Source organism: Ktedonobacteraceae bacterium, from assembly GCA_035653615.1.
GTDB lineage: Bacteria > Chloroflexota > Ktedonobacteria > Ktedonobacterales > Ktedonobacteraceae > DASRBN01.
Map to the genome: position 1 here is coordinate 77,016 of DASRBN010000031.1, position 21,024 is coordinate 98,039.

General features: G+C 55.3%; 18 protein-coding genes. 13 read left to right on the forward strand and 5 right to left on the reverse strand.

From position 1 onward, the window contains the following. Positions 1–233: 233 nt before the first annotated feature. Positions 234–1,382, forward strand: coding sequence for an acyl-CoA dehydrogenase family protein (locus VFA09_16740; GenBank protein HZU68925.1), 1,149 nt, complete (start codon positions 234–236; stop codon positions 1,380–1,382). A 41-nt stretch (positions 1,383–1,423) separates the two neighbouring features. Here the strand turns inward: VFA09_16740 and VFA09_16745 are convergent, their stop codons facing one another. Both VFA09_16745 and VFA09_16750 read right to left on the reverse strand, forming a co-directional pair. Continuing rightward, positions 1,424–2,194, reverse strand: a complete 771-nt coding sequence (locus VFA09_16745; protein ID HZU68926.1) for an acyl-ACP thioesterase domain-containing protein — start codon at positions 2,192–2,194, stop codon at positions 1,424–1,426. Beyond that, positions 2,191–3,168, reverse strand: a complete 978-nt coding sequence (locus tag VFA09_16750; protein ID HZU68927.1) for an EamA family transporter — start codon at positions 3,166–3,168, stop codon at positions 2,191–2,193. The genes VFA09_16745 and VFA09_16750 overlap by 4 nt, the downstream gene beginning before the upstream one ends. Before the next feature lie 329 nt (positions 3,169–3,497). Between VFA09_16750 and VFA09_16755 the strand changes: the two genes are divergently transcribed. The 12 genes from VFA09_16755 to VFA09_16810 all read left to right on the forward strand — a co-directional run bounded on the left by VFA09_16755 (position 3,498) and on the right by VFA09_16810 (position 16,266). After that, positions 3,498–4,841, forward strand: a complete 1,344-nt coding sequence (locus VFA09_16755) for a histidine kinase (GenBank protein HZU68928.1) — start codon at positions 3,498–3,500, stop codon at positions 4,839–4,841. A 33-nt stretch (positions 4,842–4,874) separates the two neighbouring features. Continuing rightward, positions 4,875–5,273 (forward strand): response regulator, encoded by a 399-nt coding sequence (locus VFA09_16760; GenBank protein HZU68929.1) that lies wholly within the window; start codon positions 4,875–4,877, stop codon positions 5,271–5,273. A 38-nt stretch (positions 5,274–5,311) separates the two neighbouring features. After that, a complete protein-coding gene (locus VFA09_16765) occupies positions 5,312–6,106 on the forward strand; it encodes a response regulator (protein HZU68930.1) in 795 nt (264 codons plus the stop codon). Positions 6,107–6,313: 207 nt separating this feature from the next. Continuing rightward, positions 6,314–7,198: a hypothetical protein gene (locus tag VFA09_16770; protein ID HZU68931.1), complete on the forward strand. Its 885-nt coding sequence runs from the start codon at positions 6,314–6,316 to the stop codon at positions 7,196–7,198. Between the two features lie 32 nt (positions 7,199–7,230). Next, positions 7,231–8,796, forward strand: coding sequence for a class I SAM-dependent methyltransferase (locus VFA09_16775; protein ID HZU68932.1), 1,566 nt, complete (start codon positions 7,231–7,233; stop codon positions 8,794–8,796). 103 nt (positions 8,797–8,899) lie between these two features. Further along, positions 8,900–9,901 carry a hypothetical protein gene (locus VFA09_16780; protein HZU68933.1) on the forward strand — a complete coding sequence of 334 codons (1,002 nt, stop codon included), beginning with the start codon at positions 8,900–8,902 and terminating at the stop codon, positions 9,899–9,901. Then, positions 9,898–11,355 (forward strand): methylenetetrahydrofolate reductase C-terminal domain-containing protein, encoded by a 1,458-nt coding sequence (locus VFA09_16785; GenBank protein ID HZU68934.1) that lies wholly within the window; start codon positions 9,898–9,900, stop codon positions 11,353–11,355. The genes VFA09_16780 and VFA09_16785 overlap by 4 nt, the downstream gene beginning before the upstream one ends. A 340-nt stretch (positions 11,356–11,695) precedes the next feature. Further along, a complete protein-coding gene (locus VFA09_16790; protein HZU68935.1) occupies positions 11,696–12,370 on the forward strand; it encodes a response regulator transcription factor in 675 nt (224 codons plus the stop codon). A gap of 135 nt (positions 12,371–12,505) precedes the next feature. Continuing rightward, positions 12,506–14,035, forward strand: coding sequence for a HAMP domain-containing sensor histidine kinase (locus VFA09_16795; protein ID HZU68936.1), 1,530 nt, complete (start codon positions 12,506–12,508; stop codon positions 14,033–14,035). Between the two features lie 158 nt (positions 14,036–14,193). Beyond that, entirely contained in the window at positions 14,194–14,934 is a 741-nt protein-coding gene (locus VFA09_16800; protein ID HZU68937.1) for a YjbE family putative metal transport protein, read from the forward strand. A gap of 355 nt (positions 14,935–15,289) precedes the next feature. Continuing rightward, positions 15,290–15,769 (forward strand): hypothetical protein, encoded by a 480-nt coding sequence (locus VFA09_16805; GenBank protein ID HZU68938.1) that lies wholly within the window; start codon positions 15,290–15,292, stop codon positions 15,767–15,769. An 11-nt stretch (positions 15,770–15,780) separates the two neighbouring features. Further along, positions 15,781–16,266 carry a cupin domain-containing protein gene (locus tag VFA09_16810; GenBank protein ID HZU68939.1) on the forward strand — a complete coding sequence of 162 codons (486 nt, stop codon included), beginning with the start codon at positions 15,781–15,783 and terminating at the stop codon, positions 16,264–16,266. A 45-nt stretch (positions 16,267–16,311) separates the two neighbouring features. Here VFA09_16810 and VFA09_16815 read toward each other — a convergent pair whose 3' ends face one another. The 3 genes from VFA09_16815 to VFA09_16825 all read right to left on the reverse strand — a co-directional run bounded on the left by VFA09_16815 (position 16,312) and on the right by VFA09_16825 (position 21,011). Continuing rightward, positions 16,312–19,677 carry a Swt1 family HEPN domain-containing protein gene (locus VFA09_16815; GenBank protein HZU68940.1) on the reverse strand — a complete coding sequence of 1,122 codons (3,366 nt, stop codon included), beginning with the start codon at positions 19,675–19,677 and terminating at the stop codon, positions 16,312–16,314. Between the two features lie 50 nt (positions 19,678–19,727). After that, positions 19,728–19,859: a hypothetical protein gene (locus VFA09_16820; GenBank protein HZU68941.1), complete on the reverse strand. Its 132-nt coding sequence runs from the start codon at positions 19,857–19,859 to the stop codon at positions 19,728–19,730. 135 nt (positions 19,860–19,994) lie between these two features. Then, positions 19,995–21,011 carry a hypothetical protein gene (locus VFA09_16825; protein HZU68942.1) on the reverse strand — a complete coding sequence of 339 codons (1,017 nt, stop codon included), beginning with the start codon at positions 21,009–21,011 and terminating at the stop codon, positions 19,995–19,997. Positions 21,012–21,024 lie beyond the last annotated feature (13 nt).

The window sequence follows — 21,024 nt, forward strand, 5'->3', positions numbered from 1 at the left end:
TGTTGCATTCGAAAATAGGCGGTAGCCTGTAATTTCCCCAACTTTATACCAGAGAGGGCTTGTTATCTCAGTTGATATTCTATCATGTGATGCTACCTTGAATTTCTAGCCTGCACCTATTTACCTCTCTCGCAACTGCCCGGTTCTGGCGAATTTCGGCAGGCAGGGATATAATCTGATGAAGTTCTGATTGTTGGCCAATCAATTCGTCGCACACCTGTTGGGAGAACTCCATGAAAAGAACAATATTTACCGAAGAACATGCCATGTTTCGCGACACGTTCCGTCATTTTGTAGAGAAAGAAATGGTGCCGTATATCGGCCAGTGGGAAAAGGATGGCATCGTTTCCCGCGAACTCTGGCTAAAGGCTGGAGAACAGGGTTTTCTTGGCCTCAATGTACCGGAAGAATATGGCGGCGCCGGCATCAACGATTTTGCCTTTAACGCGATTATGACGGAAGAAACGACGCGGGCTGGCGTAGCCAGTGCGGGCGCGGGATTTGGCCTGCATAACGATGTTGTTCTGCCATACTTTCTCTCTCTTGCGACAGAGCAGCAAAAACGGCGCTGGCTGCCAGGTATGTGTACCGGCGAGTTGATCACAGCCATTGCCATGACCGAGCCGGATACGGGCAGTGACCTTGCCGCAGTGCGCACAACTGCTATCCGGCATAGGGATACATATATCCTCAATGGTCAAAAAACCTTTATCACCAACGGCATCTTGAGTGACATTGTGATCGTGGTGGCGAAAACACAGCCAGAACTGGGCCATAAAGGGATCAGCCTGATCGTGGTAGAACGCGGTATGGAGGGCTTCAATCGCGGGCGCAACCTGGAAAAAATGGGCCTGAAAGCGCAGGATACGGCGGAACTCTCGTTTGAAGACCTACATGTATCGGTGGACAACGTGCTTGGCGAGGAAGGAAAAGGATTTTATTACTTGATGCGCAATCTTGCTCAGGAGCGCCTGAGCGTTGCGGTCGCGGCAGTGGCAGCATGTGAAACTGCACTGGAGATCACGCTGGATTATTGCAAACAGCGCACCGCATTCGGCAAACCAATAGGCAGCTTCCAGAACTCGCGTTTTAAGCTGGCCGAGATGAAAACAGAGATCGAAATCGGACGCGTCTTCGTCGATCGCTGCATCGAGGAGCTGAATGCAGGAGAGCTGACTGCGGAAACGGCTTCAATGGCGAAATGGTGGACGACCGACCTGCAAAAGCGTGTGCTCGATCAATGCGTCCAATTGCACGGCGGTTATGGTTACATGCTGGAATATCCAATTGCCCGCGCTTACCTGGATGCCCGCGTGACGAGCATCTATGCCGGAACCAACGAGATTATGAAGGAGATTATCGGTCGCTCTCTAGGCCTTTGAGAAAGGCGTTCTCTTTCAAGTGACCATCCAGATCTCTATTATTATGGTGCTTGCCACAGCCAGCGCGAATAGGCCCGTGCCATAGTCTTGCCCTCGCGCGTGATGCGCTGGAACCGGCTAAATTCCTGTCCTGCTGCGGGGTGTGGCTCAAACCAGTTCTGTATTTCCAGTTGTTCCCCAAAGCGCGGGCTGTCGCTATACTCGATATCGTAATGACGAATCTGGAAACTGGCACCGGCGGGAGTGATACCGCTCGATCCCAATACTTCCCAGCCCGCGTTGTCCAACATTTCCACTGCCGAAGCATTATTGAGGTGCTGCATAAGGTCGATCTCTGAGAAATGTACAACGGCAGAGGTCGTGACAGGGGGATGGTCGGGAAATGCCGGAAATGCCGGTTCTGGTTTTGGCGCTGAAACTCCGCCGGGCAGCCAGATCTGTGCCGTTCGATCAGGCAGTCGCGTGGGGCGACCGTGAGTATCAACATAGACCCAGAGCGTATGGGCGCTTGCCAGTGGTTCCTCTTCCGGGTTGCCGGCCAGCCTTGCCTCATATCCCCTCTGCGCTGTAATGCGCGAGAAGCCAATGCCGAAGGTTCTTAATTCGAGGCGTGTGTGATATGGTATGGGCCTGGCGAAGGACATGACCGTCCTTTTGATGACCCAGTAGCCGCTTCCTTCGAGCCGGGCATCCCCGGCGTCACGCGCGGCGATCTCCTGCATATAGCGCAAGAAGGCGGCGGGCGTGAGCAGGCCATCGCAGTTACATTCATCGTAGCGAACGGTATGTGTGAGACAAAACAGCCGGTTCATGCGTGTTCCTTTGTATTTGGATTGACTGCCTGTTTTTCTATGCTGCCGACCATAATCTCGGAATTCTGTTGTTGTTGCCGGCGCGTTCGAAAGAGATATTTCAACGGTGAGGCCAGTACATTGCTGGTGGAGAGCCAGGACCCGGCGATGATCAGCAGGAATCCAACAATGATAGCCGCGTTGAGCGGTTCGCCAAGCAATATTACACCCAGGAGAACAGCAACAGCCGGGTTGACATAAGTGATGACGGTGGCCCGGCTGGCTCCAACTTCCGCGATGAGCGCGAAATAGATCATGTAAGCCAGCGCGGTACAGATCACGCCGAGTACGAGCAGACTTGCGATCACTTCTGTATCTGGTATTTTGCCAGGAAGGTGGGTCAGTGCAAGTGGCGACACTACAATTGTTGAGGTAGTACACATGACGGCTACTACTCCAAGTCGTGGTAAGGCAGCAATGGTTGGTCGCTTAACCAGCAGGACGCTCAGAGCATAACAAGCGGTGGCCAGTAGCACCAGTATGGCCCCTAGAAGCCTTTGTTTATCTCCACCGACATCAAAACCTAGTAGAGTTATGACCCCGGCTATACCTATAAATAGTCCCACCAATCGCAGACCCGTAACCCGTTCGCTATGATCTAAACGGAGCGCAAACAGCGCGACAAGCAATGGATCGGCGGCGATAAGCAGGCTGGTGAGTGATGACGCGATATGCTGCTCGCCTGCGCTGATCAGCAGAAAAGGTGCCGCGATCTGTATGCAGGCCAGTGCGGCTACCACGTACCATTTCTTTCGGAACTGGCGCAATCCTCCACGCCGCGCCGCCAGTGGAAGCAATACAATGGCGGCAATGCCGACGCGGGCAAATACTACGACACTCGGATCAAGTTCTTGTAGCGCAATTTTGATGAATAAATAGGGTATGCCCCAGATCACCGACATCGCGATGAACAGTAGCCAGCCCTTACGGCTCATGATCCCTCCTGCGAATACTAGAGATAAGTCATGCCTGCTCTCCATTTCCTCAACGAGGTGGAGATGGATAGAACAACCGCGATCTTACATCTCGTTACGCGCTCTCTGGAAAGTTCTATCAGGCGGAGCAATTTATTTCGTGAGAACCATGCACAACTGAATAGCGGTTCCCTGTCAGTATAGCACAATCTTGCGCTTATATTGTCTTCGACTATATTCATGTTCATCTGGCATACCTGTTACCTACCAGATAGTAATTCCAATGATCAAAGTAATGTGTGTATAATGCGTTAAGTTGTGTTTGAGCATTCGGAAAAGGTAGTGATCCTGTGAAGGCAGATGATCTTCTCAAATTCCAGTTAGAGCAACGCGTGGATGAGGGGAAAGTGATGGCTCATGGTCGCCGGGCATTGTTGATCGATCCGGCCGTTTTTGATGCCCTGCATCTTGAGCTGGCCGGTTTTCTAAGTGAGGACGAAGCGCGCGGAACGCTCAACAGGCTTGGATATGCCATGGGCCATAATGCTGCTCGCCGGCTGCGCGACCGCTACCACTGGAATGATGAGCAAGAATGGATCGCGGCCTGCGCGGTCATGATGTCTTCGTCCGGCCTGGCCAATACAAAGGTGAAGCAGCTCGCGTTCGATCACTCCAGGGGCACTTTTCTGGCGGAGTTTACCTGGACCGGCTCGTATGAGAGCGAAATGCACCTGCGGCATTCTGCTATGTCCCGGTCGCCTGTATGCTGGATGCTGGCAGGCTACGCGAGCGGCTATTGTAGCTTTGCCGCCGGCCAGCGCCTCCTTTGCCTGGAGACGGAATGTGCCGGCAAGGGTGATATGCAGTGCGTTGCCCTGGTCAAGCCTATCGCTGCCTGGGGTGAAGCGGCACGCAAGAGCGCCTTCGATCTTGTGCGCTTTGAGGCGCTGCATAGAATGCACAGCCTTCACGAGCAACTCCTCCAAAAAGAGGATTTAAACAGCGAGCAGCAGCAAGCGATACTGGCAGAAGCTCTCAAAGAGGCGAAACTCAAGGCGCTGGAAAGTCAGGTCAACCCGCACTTTCTTTTCAACACCATTAATGTGATCGCTAAACTGGCCTTTCTGGAAGGGGCGACTGAAACGGAAGCGATGGCCTACGCGCTGGCCGATTTAATGCGCTATTCGCTGCGGAGTTCTTCGGATGCCAATAGACTGGTGACGCTGCGCGATGAAGTGGAGCACGCGCGCCAGTACTTGTTGATCCAGAAGACACGCTACCGCGACCGCTTGCAGTTCAACCTGGAGATCGATGAAATGGCGCTGGATATGCGCGTACCCCCGCTCAGTATCCAGCCAATTATTGAGAACGCTTTCGTTCATGGCCTGGAGCCAAGCGAACGTCCCGGCCAGTTGCTTTTGAGCGTGCAAAGAGCGCGCGAATTTGTCGTCATCAGCGTTCAGGATAATGGTGCCGGCATGAGTGGCGAACATGTCCATAAATTGCTGGCCGGGGAAGCAGAGCGGGTCTCCGATCATTGGAGCGCCCATACGACCGGGTTGGGGCTAACTCATGTGCGCGACCGGCTCCGCTATTACTATGGCGAACAATGTCAACTGGTCATTGAGAGCGAATTAGGCAGTGGCACTACGGTGCGGGTGCTCTTGCCTTTAAATGGAGCGCCTGATACGTAGGACCAGATTTTTCATCCAGCGATGGCTAAAGTAATGGTGACACGAAACGTCTACAAATTGATGGTGGGCGATGATGAAGAGATTGAAAGGAGAACAATCCAGCTGCTGGTGGAGCGACAACTGCCAGGAGTCAAGCTGGTAGATGTCGCTGCTACCACGACGGAGCTACTGGTGCGCCTGCATCTTGCCCGGCCTGAACTGCTCATCCTCGACAGCCGTCTGCCGGGAAGTGATCTGATGACGACGCTCCATTTGCTGTTGAGCCAGCAGCCTGCTCTCAGAATCATCGTTCTGGCCGATTATAATGAAGAATCCTTGATGGAACGCTGCGTTCGCTTTGGCGCTTTCGCCTATTTGACCAGGCCGGTACAGCCGGCGCGGCTCTTGAGTGTCTTGAAAAGGGCGATTGTTGTCCTGGAAAATACAGTGTAAGGGCGAGCTTTGCGCTCGCTATGGACAGGTTCGGTTCGATGGGAACGCGTCTGTATCGCATTTTGATAGCTGAAGATGAAGAGATTGCGCGGCGCGCGCTCTGCCTTGCCTGCGAAAAGAGCGGTTGTCCGGTAGAGGTGGTATTTGAGGCGGCGACCGGGCGACAGGTGGTGGAAGCTGTTGGCAAGCTCCAGCCCGACATCATTTTGATGGATGTTGTTATGCCGGGTGTTGACGGCTTGACTGCTACCAGGTATGTTCACCAGCTTTACCCCACTACAAAAGTGGCGATTGTCTCCGCCTACGATAAGTTCGATTACGCGCAGGAGGCGCTGCGGGCCGGCGCGGTCGATTACCTGCTCAAGCCTGTGCGACCCGAACAACTCACGGCGTTACTGAAGAGATTATGCGCGGACCTGGACGCCGGAGATGCGAAGAAGGCAGCGATTGCCGTTTCCTCAGACATCCTTGAGAAAGACTCCACTGGCCTTGAACAGTATCGCCCGCACGATGTAGCCTTGAAACATGCTCAGGCATATATCAGCGAGAACTATGCTCGCGGACTTACCCTGAAGCAGGCAGCAGCTCATGCACATATGGCTCCTACCTATTTCAGCCGTATCTTCAAGCAGGAAATCGGTTGTACCTTCAGTGAGTATGTAACGCATATCCGCTTGCAACAGGCAAAACATTTGCTCAGTACGACCACACTTTCCATTGCGGAGATCGCCCACGCTGTTGGCTACCAGGGACCCAACTACCTGACCGAGGTTTTCAAGGCGGTTGAAGGGACAACTCCTGGCAGCTATCGGCGCACTCATGATGAACACTAACGCATAGTTATGGCGAAGAATTATGCAATCCTCCTCTTTTTAGCCCGTATAGACCCGGTTACCACAACTATACAATGCCTATCATCATAAAATTCCGTAGAAAAAGATAATTTTTCGGATAGATGATGGCGTCCAATTCGATTAAGCTAATTCGTAAATGGCGATGACTTTCGCTGTGAGGAGAGCAGAAAAGGAATTGCGATTTTCATGCTACAACCTGTGCAAGACCAATCAGATTATCCGCTTACCGGCCAAACTTCGCGTCTACAACGGCTTTGGGAGAGCGGTGGTTTCGCTCTCACCCTGCAACTTCCTCCACTCCTGACCGCCGAAACCGGTAACATCATGAAGAAGATAGTAGCTCGTGCTCCTGCATTTGACGCGGTGCTGACTGTTGATGCGCCGGATGGCGCGATAGCGGTCAGCAGCCTGGCAACGGCGGTGCTGCTGAAACGCGCAGGGATAGAAGCGATTGTGCGGATCAGCGGGCGTGATCGCAATCGTCTCGCGTTGCAAAGCGACCTCCTGGGTCTCGGCGCTTTAGATATTCATACGCTGCTCGTCGATATGCAACCACTGGCGCGAGAATCCCTCGGCCAGAATGCTGATGCCCGTCTCGTCACCGACCTGGATGGGCCGGCCTTGCTTGCCACTGCTGTACGGATGCGCGATGAGGGCCGCTTCATATCGGGAGCCAGCATCAAGAAACGCCCGCTCTTCTATATCGGAGCTTTTCTTCCGCTGGAACTGCCCATCGAAAGTGCGGCATTGAGTAGCGCCCAATTCGTTGTTACGCCGCCGGTAGATGACGTACAACGTTTCATTGCCGCGCTTATGTCTTTCGAGACTAATCATGCCGATTTTTTATCCACAAGGCCGCTTCTGGTAAGTCTTCCATTGTCTCCGGCAGGGACTGAAGAGGCTCTTGAAAAAGGAGATATGAGCACGCAATGGATAGTCACTGCCATTGAGGCGCTGAAAAATTTCAAAGAGATACATGGTTTCAATATTGTGGTTGCCAGGCAAGGCGACCTGGCGGTGCTGGAACAGGTCATGCGGGTGGTCGATCTACGGCGAGCGTTGAAGCCATAGAGCCATGTTGATACAAAAAGGATGTGTCGTCTATGCTTATCGAATTAAAGCCAATGAAACGAAAGAACGATGAGCAGGTAGCGGCCGTTTTGAGCGCGCTTGGCAAGGTAGCGGCTGACTATCATCAAAATCCCGCTTACCAGCAGCTTCTACGCAATGCTCATGTTTCTTTCGATTGGATTCAGTACAAGAAGAATTTCAGGCCACCGGTTACAGAGCGCGTGGCTTTCGACCCTGATTGCCAGACCGTTCATCACCGTGAAGTGTTGATTGATCTTCGCCAGGTCGAGGCAGAAACGTTCGCTGACCAGTTGCGCCAGTTGCTCGATAGCTGGGCGCCTACCATGTCTCCCTCCCGGAAATTGCTCGAATCCTCTTTCCATGAGCCCGGTGTTCGCGGCGATTCGGCTATAGCGGTAGTGGCTCCTGGCGCGGTAGAACAACAGGCGGTTGCCAGCGCCCCAGGTAAAGAAAAGCTCTACCTCGAACCATTTCAACCGGCCCGCAATAGCATTATCTGGTCGTTCAACAGCCTTTTCTGGAATGCTCTGGACAAATGGGAAGCCAGTTTCAACAAGGGTTACGAGGTATCCCTGCCGGGTGGCGTGACCGATGCCTGCAATCCCGATTTTGTGGCGGAGTCTGTGAAACAACTATGCCGGGTGCTCGACGATCTGCGCTCAAGAGACCAGCTGCCTGAACAGATCTTCGTGCTTGAGATAGGAGTGGGCAATGGCACCCATGCCCGCACCTGGCTTGACGAATTTCAGCGCTATACACGCGATAAGCCCTCTTACTATGATCGCCTGCATTACCTGATGAGCGATTTCTCCCTGTGCGTCCTCGATGCCGCGCGTGAGGCCGTCGGGCCATATCTCGATAAGGTGAGCTTCCTGGTGATGGATGCGACCGACCCGCTGAAAAGCCTCTCGTTTTTGCGCTACAAGATCATGTTTATTCACATCTCCAATGTCTACGATAACCTGCCCAGTAGCGAACTGGTCAGGTGGGATAACCAGTATTACCAGGTCGAGGTGAGGGCCTACCTGCCCCTTGTTGAGGCTGAGAAAATCGGCGAAAAGTATCACCTGGGCGGGCGCGACCTGGTGACCACTATCATCCGGTTTCTCAGGATTGGCCCGGAATACTTCGACGATATTGACGAGGGTGTTCGCTTCTGGAGCGATGTCTGGTACGCGCTCAAGCTAGAAGAGCGTTGCGTGCTGCTGCCTGATCTCACCCAGCTCAAGCTGTTTGATGGCTTTGATGGTATGGATGTGCAGACCCTGCTTGAGGATGTGGGTGGCAATATACGCATGCACCTGAACGAGATGGCGCTGAAAAGTTTCATGAATACCGTACCGTTGCTGCATCCACGCGGGGTTTTCCAGGTGCAGGATATTTTCGTGACCGACCTGGAACAATACTATACCGGGTTTCGCGGGCCGGGCAAGTACGACGGCTCGGTGGTCAACTGGGTGAATGGCCCTCTGCTACGGCTGGTCGGCAAACGCTGTGGGTATGATGTGCATTTCCAACCGTTCGTTTATCGTCAGAACTCGAATATTACGATCCTGACAACGAGTGTGAGGGACTGATGTCAGCAGATGAAAGGCAAGCAAACCGATGATGGCTCAGGATAAACAACGGCATGAAAGAAGGCCGGGTGGTAAGCGTAGGGAACGCGAAAGGGGGAGTTTTATGGCGATAGATAAACTCTTGCCGACGAGCGTGATCGGCAGCTATTCCGTACCGGACTGGCTAGAACGAGCCAAGACCGACTATTTACAACGCCGGATCAGCGGCGACCAGCTCAACGATATGCACAATATCGTCATCCAGGCCACGATTAAGGATCAGGAACGCGCGGGCGTCGATATTCTGACCGATGGCGAATTGCGCCGCGATAATGATATTGATTACTTTGCCTATCGTATTCCGGGCGTCGAAATCGATCATCGCACGAAGGCCTATTACTATGATTTCTATGACAGCGTCATCCGCCACAAGATTCCTACCGCGTCGTTAGGGCTGCTGCCCGATCTAGAATTTCTGAAGCAGAATACCGATAGAGCTGTTAAATTCACCATTACCGGCCCGCTGACGCTCGCCAAGCGCATCAAGAACGAATATTACCAGCACGAGGAAGAGGTTGCGTTGGAACTTGCCCGCATCATGAACGGGGAGCTGAAGGCGCTGGCGAAAGCGGGGGCCGATTATATCCAGCTGGACGAATCGTACCTGACCGGTTATCCAGAAGACCTCGCATGGGTGGTGCGAGCGCTCAATATCGCGACCGAGGGTGTGGAATCGCATATTATCCTGCATGTTTGCTATGGGAATCGTTATGGCAAGCCGTATTGGGATGGCAATTATCGCTTCCTCTTTCCAGGAATCTTCGAGGCCCATATTCACCAGCTGGCGCTGGAGTTTGCGCGCAAGGGCGACGAGGACCTGGAATTGTTCAGTAAATATCCCTCGGAGCTAGAACTGGGCGTGGGAGTTATCGATGTCAAGAGTTCGCTTGTTGAAACGCCGCAACAGGTAGCAGAGCGGATACGGCGCGCGCTCAAGCATGTGCGGCCCGAAAAGCTCTACGTCAATCCCGATTGCGGGCTGCATCATCTTCCCCGCGAGATTGCCTTTAAGAAGTTGAGGGCAATGGTCGAGGGAGCAGAGATTGTTCGCCAGGAGTTATCATGAGTCCAGAGCAGAGCAGCAAACACATAGAGGATGAGCAGATAGCAGCTTCACAAAGTCCTGTTCCAGTTAAGCCTGCACCAACTCCGTCAGGAAAGGGACGACCGTTAAGAGTACTGGCAAGCGCGGTTGGAAAAGAGGCGGTTAGCGAGGTTGGACAGGTGGGGAATGTAGTGGGACGGGCATTGCTCCAGTGCGAGAAGCTGACAAAGGAAGCGCTTTTCGGCTGTCATATGTGCGGCCAGTGTATTTTGCAGCAAACAGCCCTGATCTGCCCCATGCGCTGCCCAAAGGGAATGCGCAATGGGCCGTGCGGGGGTCCGTCCCTTGATGGCCGCTGTGAAGTCTATCCTGAGCGGCCCTGTATCTGGGTTGAAATCTACCAGCGTTCGCAGCATCTGGGCCTGACCGGTCGCATGGAGAAGCTGCAATGGCCGGTCGATTGGTCATTGCAGGGTACCTCGGCCTATGGCAATGTCCTCAACGGAAAATGGTTCACACCCAAATGGTCTGAAGTCTTAGACCGTCCAAAGCCCGCGTTGAAGGCCGGTACGAAGTTGGAACATGCGCTGAACGCGGGGCGGTTCGTGATAACAGCCGAGTTAGGGCCGCCGCGTTCCGCCAATGCTGATCTTATACGTAAGAAGGCCGAGTTGCTGCGTGGGAAAGTCGCGGCGGTGAATGTCACCGATAACGCGCTGGGTATCGCGCGGTTGTCCAGCCTGGTTGGATGCGTGATCCTGCAAGAGATGGGAATAGAGCCGATTTTACAGATGAGCTGCCGTGATCGTAACCGTATTGCGTTGCAAAGCGAGCTTATCAGTGCGGCGGCGCTGGACATCAACAATGTACTGCTTTTGACGGGAGATCACCAGCGTTACGGCGACGACCCGGGGGCGATGGGTGTGTTTGACCTGGATAGCACTTCGCTACTGGCGCTGGCTCGTCGTATGCGCGACAATGGTGAATTGCTATCCGGCCAGAAGATAGATGACCCGCCGAGTCTTTTCCTGGGAGCGGCAGCCAACCCGGAGGGCGAACCGCTCGACCTGCAGGTCTTGCGCCTGCAAAAAAAGGTGGCGGCAGGCGCCGATTTTATTCAGACGCAGGCCGTCTTTGACATCGACTACTTCAAACAATGGATGGCCAGGGTGCGCTCGCCTGGCCTGCATCAAGCAACCAGAATCCTGGTTGGCATCCTCTTGTTACAATCGGCGGAGCGGGCCAATTTCTTGCGGGAGCATGTGCCGGGAATGCGTGTTTCCCAGGCAATAGTCGACCGCCTGGCAAACGCGTCTGACCCGAAGGCAGAGGGCAAGCAAATGGCGCGGGAACTCATTCAATCGCTGGCCGAGATCGAAGGCGTCGCCGGCATTCACGTGATGACAATTGCCTGGGAGGAGGCCATTCCAGAGGTGATTGAGCCGTTCGATGCGTATGTCAATAATGTTTCCTGATAATTATCTATAAGTGGGCCACGAAGCATCTCGGCCCCTTCCATTCAGCCTTCTCACGAACTATAAGAAAAATCAGGTTGAAAGTCTCCAGCAAATCTGCTGAACAAACGCGAGCAAGAAATTTTGAAGCGACTGCCCGCTTAGATCTGGAAAATAGACGCGCGGTATGAGTACCCTATTCTCAGCTTCACCACATGTTTGTCTCAGTCTTGCTTCACCAGGCCATGCTATACTCTCCATAAAGAAACTGATTTGTGTAGGGTTGAGAATAACGAGCGAAGGAATTGCAAAGACTCGCTTCTGGGAAGAAGTCAGTTTCTCATGAAGTGGAGAACAGGCGATGAAAGCCCATATTCTTGTTGTGGATGACGACCCGCGCATCACCGATCTATTGCGGCGCGTGCTGGCGTATGAAGGATATAGTGTGGTCGTCGCGGCCAGCGGCAATGAGGCCCTGGATCGCGCACTGGAACGCCCTCCCGACCTCATTGTCCTGGATCTCATGCTGCCGGGACTGGATGGCCTGGAGGTCGCGCGGCGCCTGCGAGCAGCAGGCGACCGGGTGCCCATTCTAATGCTGACCGCGCGTGACGCGGTCGCCGATCGCGTGAAAGGTCTGGAAACAGGGGCCGACGACTACCTGGTGAAGCCATTTGCGCCTGAAGAATTGGTGGCACGTGTCAAGGCCTTACTGCGGCGCAGCCAGGAGGAGCAGCATGAGGTCTTACGTTATGCAGATGTCGAGTTAGATACGGGGACGCGCATCGCTCATCGCGGCACGCGTGAGATTGAATTATCCCCCACCGAGTATGAGTTGCTGGCCCTTTTTCTGCGGCGACCGCGCCAGGTTCTCACGCGCGAAATCATCCTGGACCGTGTCTGGGGATTGGACTTCGAAGGGTCGTCCAATGTGATGGAAGTGTACGTGGGCTATCTGCGCGCCAAACTGGAAGCGGAGGGCGAGCCCCGTCTGATCCATACTGTGCGCGGCGTTGGCTATGTCTTCAAAGAGTAAGCCCGTCTCCTTGCTTGAGCAGAGCAGGAGGTATAAGTAGGGAAGTGTCATTGTCAGGCTGATAGGATTATGAACAGCGTTGAGAGGTGAATGAGGATGGCTCCAACGACTATGAGAACTGGAAGCAGGTCTCGCTTGCCTCGTTCCCTTCGCCTGCGCCTGCTAGTGGGGTATGGAGCGCTGCTTACTCTTGCCCTCGGCTTTTTCGCGGTTCTCATCATGGTTCTAACCACTGATGCCCTCAATCAAGGGGTGGAAAGCGCTATCAATGCGGAGGCCCGGATTGTCACTGCCGACCTGCGGCGCGAACTGAGTCCGGCATCTCCTTACTGGCCCGCGCAACTCTCCCTGCCGACTGTGAGTAGCTATAGCGAGCCGGGGGTTGTGATTGAAATTCTGAATGCCCAGGGACAGGCGCTCTATCCCGCGAATAGTGGGACAGCGTCGATGATTCCCATCAGCGCTGATCTGTTCCGGTCGGTGCTTTCTGGCCAACAATCCCCACTGTATACGACAAGTGTGAATGGAGAACAGGTACGAGTAGGAGCATTTCCCATTCGGGTACCGGGGAATGGAGCAAATACGAATGGGGGAGATGGGACAGGGCCGGTTATTGGCGTGTTGGTGGTGGCTAAATCGCTGAGCGATGTCAATGCCACGCTCATGCTCATACGCGTTTTGCTGCTGGTGATCGGTTTAGGAACGCTTGTCTTCACACTCTGTGGCACCTGGGTGTTATCCACTCGCGTATTGCGGCCACTTGCCGAAATCGTAACCACTGCTCGTGCCATTGCAGCTTCCACTGCCCGTGGGACGCGCCTGGGCAATCTGAGCCAGCGCGTGCCCGAGCCTGGGAGTCACGATGAGATGGCCCTGGTCGTCGATACCCTCAATGATATGCTGGCATCGTTAGAGAGCGCAACGCAAACACAGCGACGGTTCGTTACCGATGCCTCACACGAACTACGTGCCCCCCTGACGACGATTCAAGGCAACCTGGCATTCTTGCAACGCCATTTTGAAGAGATTCCCCCAGATGAACGCCGCGCTATGCTCGCCGATGCGCATGGGGAAACATTACGGCTCAAGGAACTGGTGGAGGAATTGCTGCTGCTGGCCCGCGCTGATGCCAGCATGGATATCACAGAGGAAAGAGAAGAGAGGAAGGCGCTGGCCGGAGAAAAGAGAGAGCCGCAATCCCTTGTCGAACTCGATCATGCCCTCCTTCAACTCGTGCGCCAACTGCGCGGGCGCTTAACCGTTGATGGGTCAAAGCTGAAGCTGGAAATCGGCCATATAGAGCCGGTGCGCGTGCGTGGCGATGAGGAAAGCCTGCGCCGTGTGATGCTCATCCTGCTCGACAACGCGCTGAAATATACTCATGGAAACGATGGGGAGGGTCCTGGCCGTGTGATCGTCTCGCTGGAGCGGGTGGAGAATCAAGCCGTCCTGCGGGTGCAGGATACAGGTATTGGCATTGAGCCTGCTGACCTGCCGCATATCTTCGAGCGTTTCTACCGCGCTGATCGCGCTCGTTCGCGTCATGGAACAGGGTTAGGTCTTTCCATTGCGCAAACCATTGTGGATCGATTGGGAGGACGGATCACTGCTGAGAGTAGTCCGGGCCAGGGAAGTACCTTCAGCATGTGGCTGCCACTCGCCTGAACTTCCTGCTCACTATCTTCTCCATACCACCTCACCGGTGTAAGTTGGCCAGGAAAACCAGCAACAAACAATGCAGATGAAACCTGGCGAGCTTAATGCCAGTATAAGAGTAGAAAATGTGATTAGAAGCAAGGTACGTGTAAAAAAGGAGGAGCAAGTTGCTCGAATTGTTAGGCACGCTGGGTGGCATCATTCTGATTGACCTGGTACTTAGCGGAGATAATGCCCTGGTGATTGGTGCTGCCGCCGCCGGATTACCCCGGCGGCAGCGCTGGTATGCCATTGTGCTTGGCGGAGGTGGGGCCATCATCTTGCGTATTGGTTTTGCCATTCTCGCTACGTTCTTGTTACGGCTCCCTTTGCTTCAGGCGCTAGGTGGAGTTCTGCTACTTTTCATTGCTGTACGCCTGCTGATGGGACGAGGCGAGCCGCAACGGGTGAAATCTGCTGAACAGGCACGAGGAGTAGCTCAAAATTGCTCTGCCCCAACTGCGTATCCTACTGAGGAAAAAGGGTTCTGGGCGGCATTCTTGACCATTCTGATTGCTGATGTAACGATGAGCCTGGATAATGTGCTTGCCATTGGCGCTCTGGCTTCTGGCAACCTGCTGTTGCTAGCCGGAGGCTTGCTCATCAGTATCATACTGCTACTGGTGGGTAGTGCCCTGGTGGCCGAACTAATCAGCCGGTTACCCTGGCTGCTGGATGTCGCGGCACTCGCGCTGGCATGGACTGCGGCAAATATGATCCTGGATGATATTCGTTTGGGGCCAGTGTTTGAACATCTTCCATGGACGCAGATCGCTATTCCAGCAATTGCATTTGTAATTGTGATTGTGGCTGATATCCTCTTAAGGCTGCGTGAGAGGCAAAATATCGCCCCTAAAAACGTGCGGTGAAGAAAAGAACAGAAGGTGGAGAGCGGGGGGTGCAAGTCTGGGGTTGAACACTCTCCATCCTTCCACCACAAGCATATTCTAGCTACATGAATTGACCCTGTAGATTGCCTGAGATGAAATTAAGAATACTCGCTCTTCTGCCGTTTCGTCACTACTCTACTCTCAGCTTCGGTTCAGCATTACCACAGCGTTAATTCATCCAGACCTGTTATGCTCTGGATGTGCGATGGCTGGAGCTTGTTCCAGAGTAAGCCACGCAATAGAGGTAGAGAATGACAACAAACGATGAATGCCTTTGTTGTCGTAACGATGAGAATTTGTAAGACGTACAACCACGTGCATAGAAGAGGTAGATATGCAAGAGATAGCTCTGCGCGAAGTGAGACAAAACAATGCAGCAGTTACCGGATATCGTCCATCTAAAGGGGAAATCTCGATTCCCGAAGACCCCGGGAAAGTCGTGAGAACTCCAAAGGTGTTGATTAAAGGCGATACCCGGCTGCAAGCGAGGGAGTCAGAAAGTGCTGTTAGGGCAATCAAAGGGCGATATTACATCGAGACGGAAGATTTGCTGGAACCCTTGCAAATCATCTGGATGGTGGAAGAAGGAACTATTCTCAATTCCAACAGAAAGTGCGCTGATGTGGAGTTTGGTATAGACGGAGCAAGAGCGGGAGAGGTGCGGACGCATGTTGTGGCGGCGCAGGTGACGGAGAGAGGTGGTATGGGCTGCACGGTTCACAGCAGCGTCTTCGTCCAGATTCTCTTGACCGGTGATGATGCTGAGCACAGGATACGGCCACGGACGCTTGAGGATGTCAATGCAATTTGCTAGAGGAGGTATCAATGGCTCAATATAGTACAGAGGTTCGGCTGAATCCTGCTGATGAGATGATCCAGGTTGGCAAGCTACAGATCCGTTTCCTGGTCACCGGCGCTCAATCTAATGGCAGCGTCGCAGTCTTCGAGTTGACTGTTCCTGCTGGAGAGAAGCTTCCTGCCCCGGCACATAGTCACGATGCATATGAAGAAACACTTTATGGGCTCGAAGGGGTTACTACCTGGACGGTCGATGATGTATCCATCGAGGTGGGGCCTGGACAGGTGTTGTGCATACCACGTGGCGCGGTTCATACTTTCGCCAATCATGGCACGGTAGATGCGAAGTCGCTAGCTGTCCTGAGCCCGGCTGTGATTGGGCCGGAGTTCTTTCGCGAGATGGGTGCTGTGATCGATGCCGCCGGCGGAACTCCCGACCGGACAAAGATGGCGGAAGTGATGCTTCGACACGGCCTTACCCCCGGGATCGGTCCCGGGGGCATGTCATTCTGAGCGCAAGGGCCGAAGCCCTGAGTGCAGCGAACGGGGAAGAATCTCTCATTCCTCTTCAAAATCAAAGCTCTCGAAGCGCAGCGTGCGGCAGTTCTCCTCGATGGTGCGTTTGATGTCATCGGGGACGGCAGGGATGGTGGCCTGAATTTCCAGCGTCACCTGCACGTCTGCTCCATAGATGGCGGTCAGGTGGCGCACGACCTCGTCCATGATCGTCCCGGCATTTCCCGCCATCATGCGTGGATTGAGTTTGATTGAGCCGTGAAAGCGTTGCGCCTGCGGTGTTCGTTCTGCCGGAAGTGTTGTCTGCTCCGTTGAGGATGGCGTTGCTGTTGGGCGGGCAGGCTCCAGAAGGGTTGAGCCGCCGCGCTCGCTGACCGCGGGCGATTTCGCGCTGCTTGCGCCGGGTGCCGTATAGGTAAGTGCCGTGGCGGCCTGTTGAGTGACCTGGGCGTCAGCCACGAACTGCCTCGCGGCGGCTTCGGGTTTCACTACGACGGCATTGCTGTTGAGCGCGACCTGCACCTGCTGGCCCGCCTTGAGACCGAGATAGCGCTGGCGCTCGGCGTCGTAGCTGTCGGCGTAGGCAAACGTTTCCTGCTCCCAGGTAAGCGATTGCACGCCTTCGCGGATGGCCGCCAGCAGCACCTCGGTATTCTTCAGGCGTGGCAGGTAGAGGTAGCGGGCGAAAAATTCGGCCAGTTCTTTGACGGTGACATGATCGCCGCGCCAGAGGGGAATCTCGTCCATTTTGCCGCGCAGCAGGGTTCCGGCGTATTGCGTGAGCAGGAGATCTTCCGTGCGCAGCTTGCGACTGGCGTTGCTCGCCAGCGGACTTTGTGGCTGGGGCTGCAAGCGATACTCCTCGATGCTCTCCGGCTGGTGCGTATCAAGTTGCTCGGGGACAAGCAACCAGATGTAGGTTTCGGGGATGCGCGCCTTCACCGTTTCCTCCGCACTCTTCAGGCGCGTGCTGGCCTGGTTGCGCTGCGAGGCGTCCAGGTTGAGCGACTCGCTATCCCGCAGGATCGACTCCCACGCCAGGAATTGTCGCATCCCCTGCTTCAAGTCTTCCAATCGCGCGCGATCAGCCGCCAGGAAGACCAGCGTGTTGCGGTAGTGACGCAGCGCATCTCCCCGTGTGTTGAGGATATCCCGTGCCTGTGCCATGCCGCTGCTCTGCGCATCGTGCAGGGCGTGGGAAAATCGCGGCTTGAGGATCACCAGTCGTGCCGCCATGTCGTCGTCGGCGACATCGCTGCTGGACGCCGGGCAGGGATGCACGCGAGCAAAATCGCCGCGATTGGCCTGCTCGGCCCGCACACGTTCTTCGATTTTATCGAGTACCTCTTCATCAGAGTACTGCGCGGCGCGATCCTGCGCCAGGCGGGCGACCGTGGGCTGCGTGCTGTACCAGTAGCGTTGCCCCTCCACCGTCAGATAGGCCGAGGAATCGGCGAGACGGCGCAGGGCATCGCCGAAAATGGCAACGCTCTCTCCCGGCTGTGTGCAGCCCAGGTTGATCTGTCGCACCGGCAACCCCCGGTTCTGGCTGCGCAGCGTGGGAGCTGAGCCGAGGTAGATGGTGCGGGCCACACGGCGGCAGGCCGAATAGCGCCCCAGGTTCGGATTCTCACGGTCCAGGCGTGCTGGGAGCGCGTTCGTACCATCGACTTCGCTCTCAATCACCGGCACCCAGCTATTCTCCAGGTAACGGGTCAGTTCGTATTGCACTTTGGGCGCGGCCACCGGCACCGTTGCGGGCATGATGAGGATGCTGTTATCCTGGCCCTCCCACAGCGCATGCACAACCGCGGCCATCAGGCGCAGCACGCCGCGTGTCCGCTGGAACCCCTCGATACTTGACCAGTCGGTATAGAGCCGGTCAAAGAGTTCGGGATGGATGGGATAGGCATGACGAATGCGCCGTTCGTAATCGGCCTCACCACAGACGGCGGGAAATTCTTGCGGCTGGCCGCGGTAGAATTCGACGAAGGCTCGAGCGACGGCATCGCGCGCGACAAAGCTGGCCGGGTCGGCGATATTCTGGAACAGGCGACGGCGCACGATCTCAAAGCCCTCCTCGGCATCGGCCGGTCGCCAGGGCGACTCGACGCGCCCAAAGATACGCTTGAGTCGTTCGGCGGCTTCGCGACCGCCTTCGCCGCCTGTTTCGGCATCGGAAGCAGGAATGGTCGCCACCAGCAGTGTGCGCGGGGCCGCTTTGGCCGCCTCGGTCAGCGACTGCGCGAAGCTGAGATTGGCGTCGAACGAGCCGCCGGGCAGGCCGGAGATATTATACAGCTGGCGGGCATAGACCACCCATTCGTCGATGAGAATGAGGCAAGGGGCCGCTGCCGCAAATAGTTCGCGTAGCACGTCCGAGCCGGGACTGACACCCTGCCGATCCGCCTCGGCCACCATCGCGAAGCCATCCTTGCCGAGCAGTTGCCAGGCCAGTTCGCCCCACAGCGTGTTCACTATGCAGCCATCTGGTTTGGGACGCGGTATACCCGGCGAGAGTTCGTAGCCTACCAGCACGGCACGCTGCGCCTCCGGCGGTTTTGCTACTCCAGCTTCGCGCAGCACTGCGTCAAGACCGGCCAGTTCGGAGGCCGGTACGCCTGAGAAGAGATGGTACAGCGCCAGCAGCGAGTGCGTCTTGCCGCCACCAAAGTTGGTTTGCAGGTCGACCACCGGGTTGCCACCACTACCATCGAGGCGCTGCAGGGCATCGATCAGCAAGCGGCGCAGGCCATAGGTCAGGTAGGTGCGCTGGTAGAAGGCGCGTGGGTCGCGGTACTCCTGCGCGCCGAGGCCGCGAGCCACCTGTCCCAGGTCGGCGGCAAACTCGGCGGACTCGTAACGACCGGAAGCGACATCGGGATGGGGCGTAATCACCTCGCGCCAGGGACGCAGCCCCATGCCCGGTCGTCCCTCGACGGAGGTAGCGGAGACCTTGCGTGTCTCGTTGCGCGCCTGCTCTTCAAATCGCTGGCGCAACAGTTCCTGTTTCTGCCGCTCCACCTCACCTGCCTCCTGCGCGGCGGAGACGGCGTTGAGCAGGCGCTGAATGCTATCGAGCGCGCGGTAGGCGTCGTCGGTGCTGAAAGGACGCTGGTGCGCCCACTCGTTGCGCGTCTCGCGCAGTTCGCTCACCAGCGAGCGCTCCGCGTGTCCCAGCACGTTCCTGAACACCGGCTGCCACTGATCCCAGATGATCAGCAGCAGCGCCTGTGAATCCAGGTGCAGGCCATCGTCGCCGATATGCTGATCGCGCAGCGCCTGCACCGCCTCGTACTGCCAGCGCGAGCCATAGGTAGCCTGCATCTGGCGCTCCACAAAAGGCTGCAACCCCTGCTTCAACAGGCTCAATGCGCGCCCCACGCGCTCGTAGTTGCTCTGTGCCATGATGTCTCTCTCCCTTATCTATCATCGTTTTTCACAAATTATTCCGGCAACTAAGCGATCAATCGGCGCCACGGCTGTGTCGTAGGGGCCGATTGATCGCGCCCACCGCCGATTGATCGGCCCCTGGCCTTGAGGTCTGCGGTGTCGCCATCAACCGTAATGGCCGATTCATCGGCGTCCACTACCGATTACGGACTTTCACCTTCAAGAATGGTAAGAATCGCGTGTCCATGTCATTCTGAGCGCAGCGAAGAATCCCTCGCCCGAAGTTGTCCAGCCGCCCCGGTTTCAGCCCCTGGCCCACTTCTGGGTAATCATCAGAACGAATCTCTTGCTCTCATGCTCTGGCAAAGCGCACGGAATTGCAGACGTAGTGTCTGAAGGTCTGCCCTGCTATCCCCTGTAAGCACGTGCAGGAATTCCGGCACCGCCCAGCGAAACAGTATTGCCTGGCGCGCCATATAGATACCAACTGCATTGATATGAAGCTGGTCATCATAATCAAGCAGCAGATAACCGGCTAACTGATAGAGGTAATCCGCCTTCAGTTGCGGAGCTATGCTTGTTTTGATATCAATAAGACAGCCATCGACAACCAGGTCAGCATCCGCTCCTCCAACATCGCCGCTTCCTGCGAATGTAGGATTCAGTACGTGGGGCAGCGACAGGAGATGCTGGTAGCGGTCATAAAAGGCGTTGAATAACATCCCCATATCGTCGATCCAGGATTGCTGTGGGATAGCCAGCAATTCCTCAACGCTACGCTTCACTGTGGGCTGCATAAGCGGGCCTTGCAGGTAGGTATTGCTACGGGCGGCCTGTTCAAACAGACTCAACACGAAGCAATAACGATCCAGTAGGTGTTCCGCTTGAAGTTCCAGCCGTCGTCCAACAGGCTGAATGACCTTTAGTACGGCATCCAAAGCTTCAAAGAACTGCCGGATGAGCTTGAAAGGATAGGGACCTTGCGCGACCCCCCGCGTGATATCAAAGAAAATGGGGGTGATCAAGAGAATTTTAAACACTTCATCCTCATCTAAAAGGATATCCTGCTCACTGCTTGCGGGCTGTACCGCCAATTGTAGAGCCCCCTCCCATGCGACGAGTCGTTGATACGGTGTGATGGCGAATGCATAGCGTATACGATAATCGATAGCTGTACCGAGATAGATATAGGGATAGGACTCCCCAGTTTGAACAACGGGCCGAAGCGTAAGAGCATCCCTCAGCTGACGATTGGCATCCTTTGTCAGCGCACCCGTCTGTGAAAACTGTTGTTTGATGAACTGTCCCATGAAACTGGCCCTGTCATTGAGATGTGAGGTAAGCGACATGGTTTCATCGATT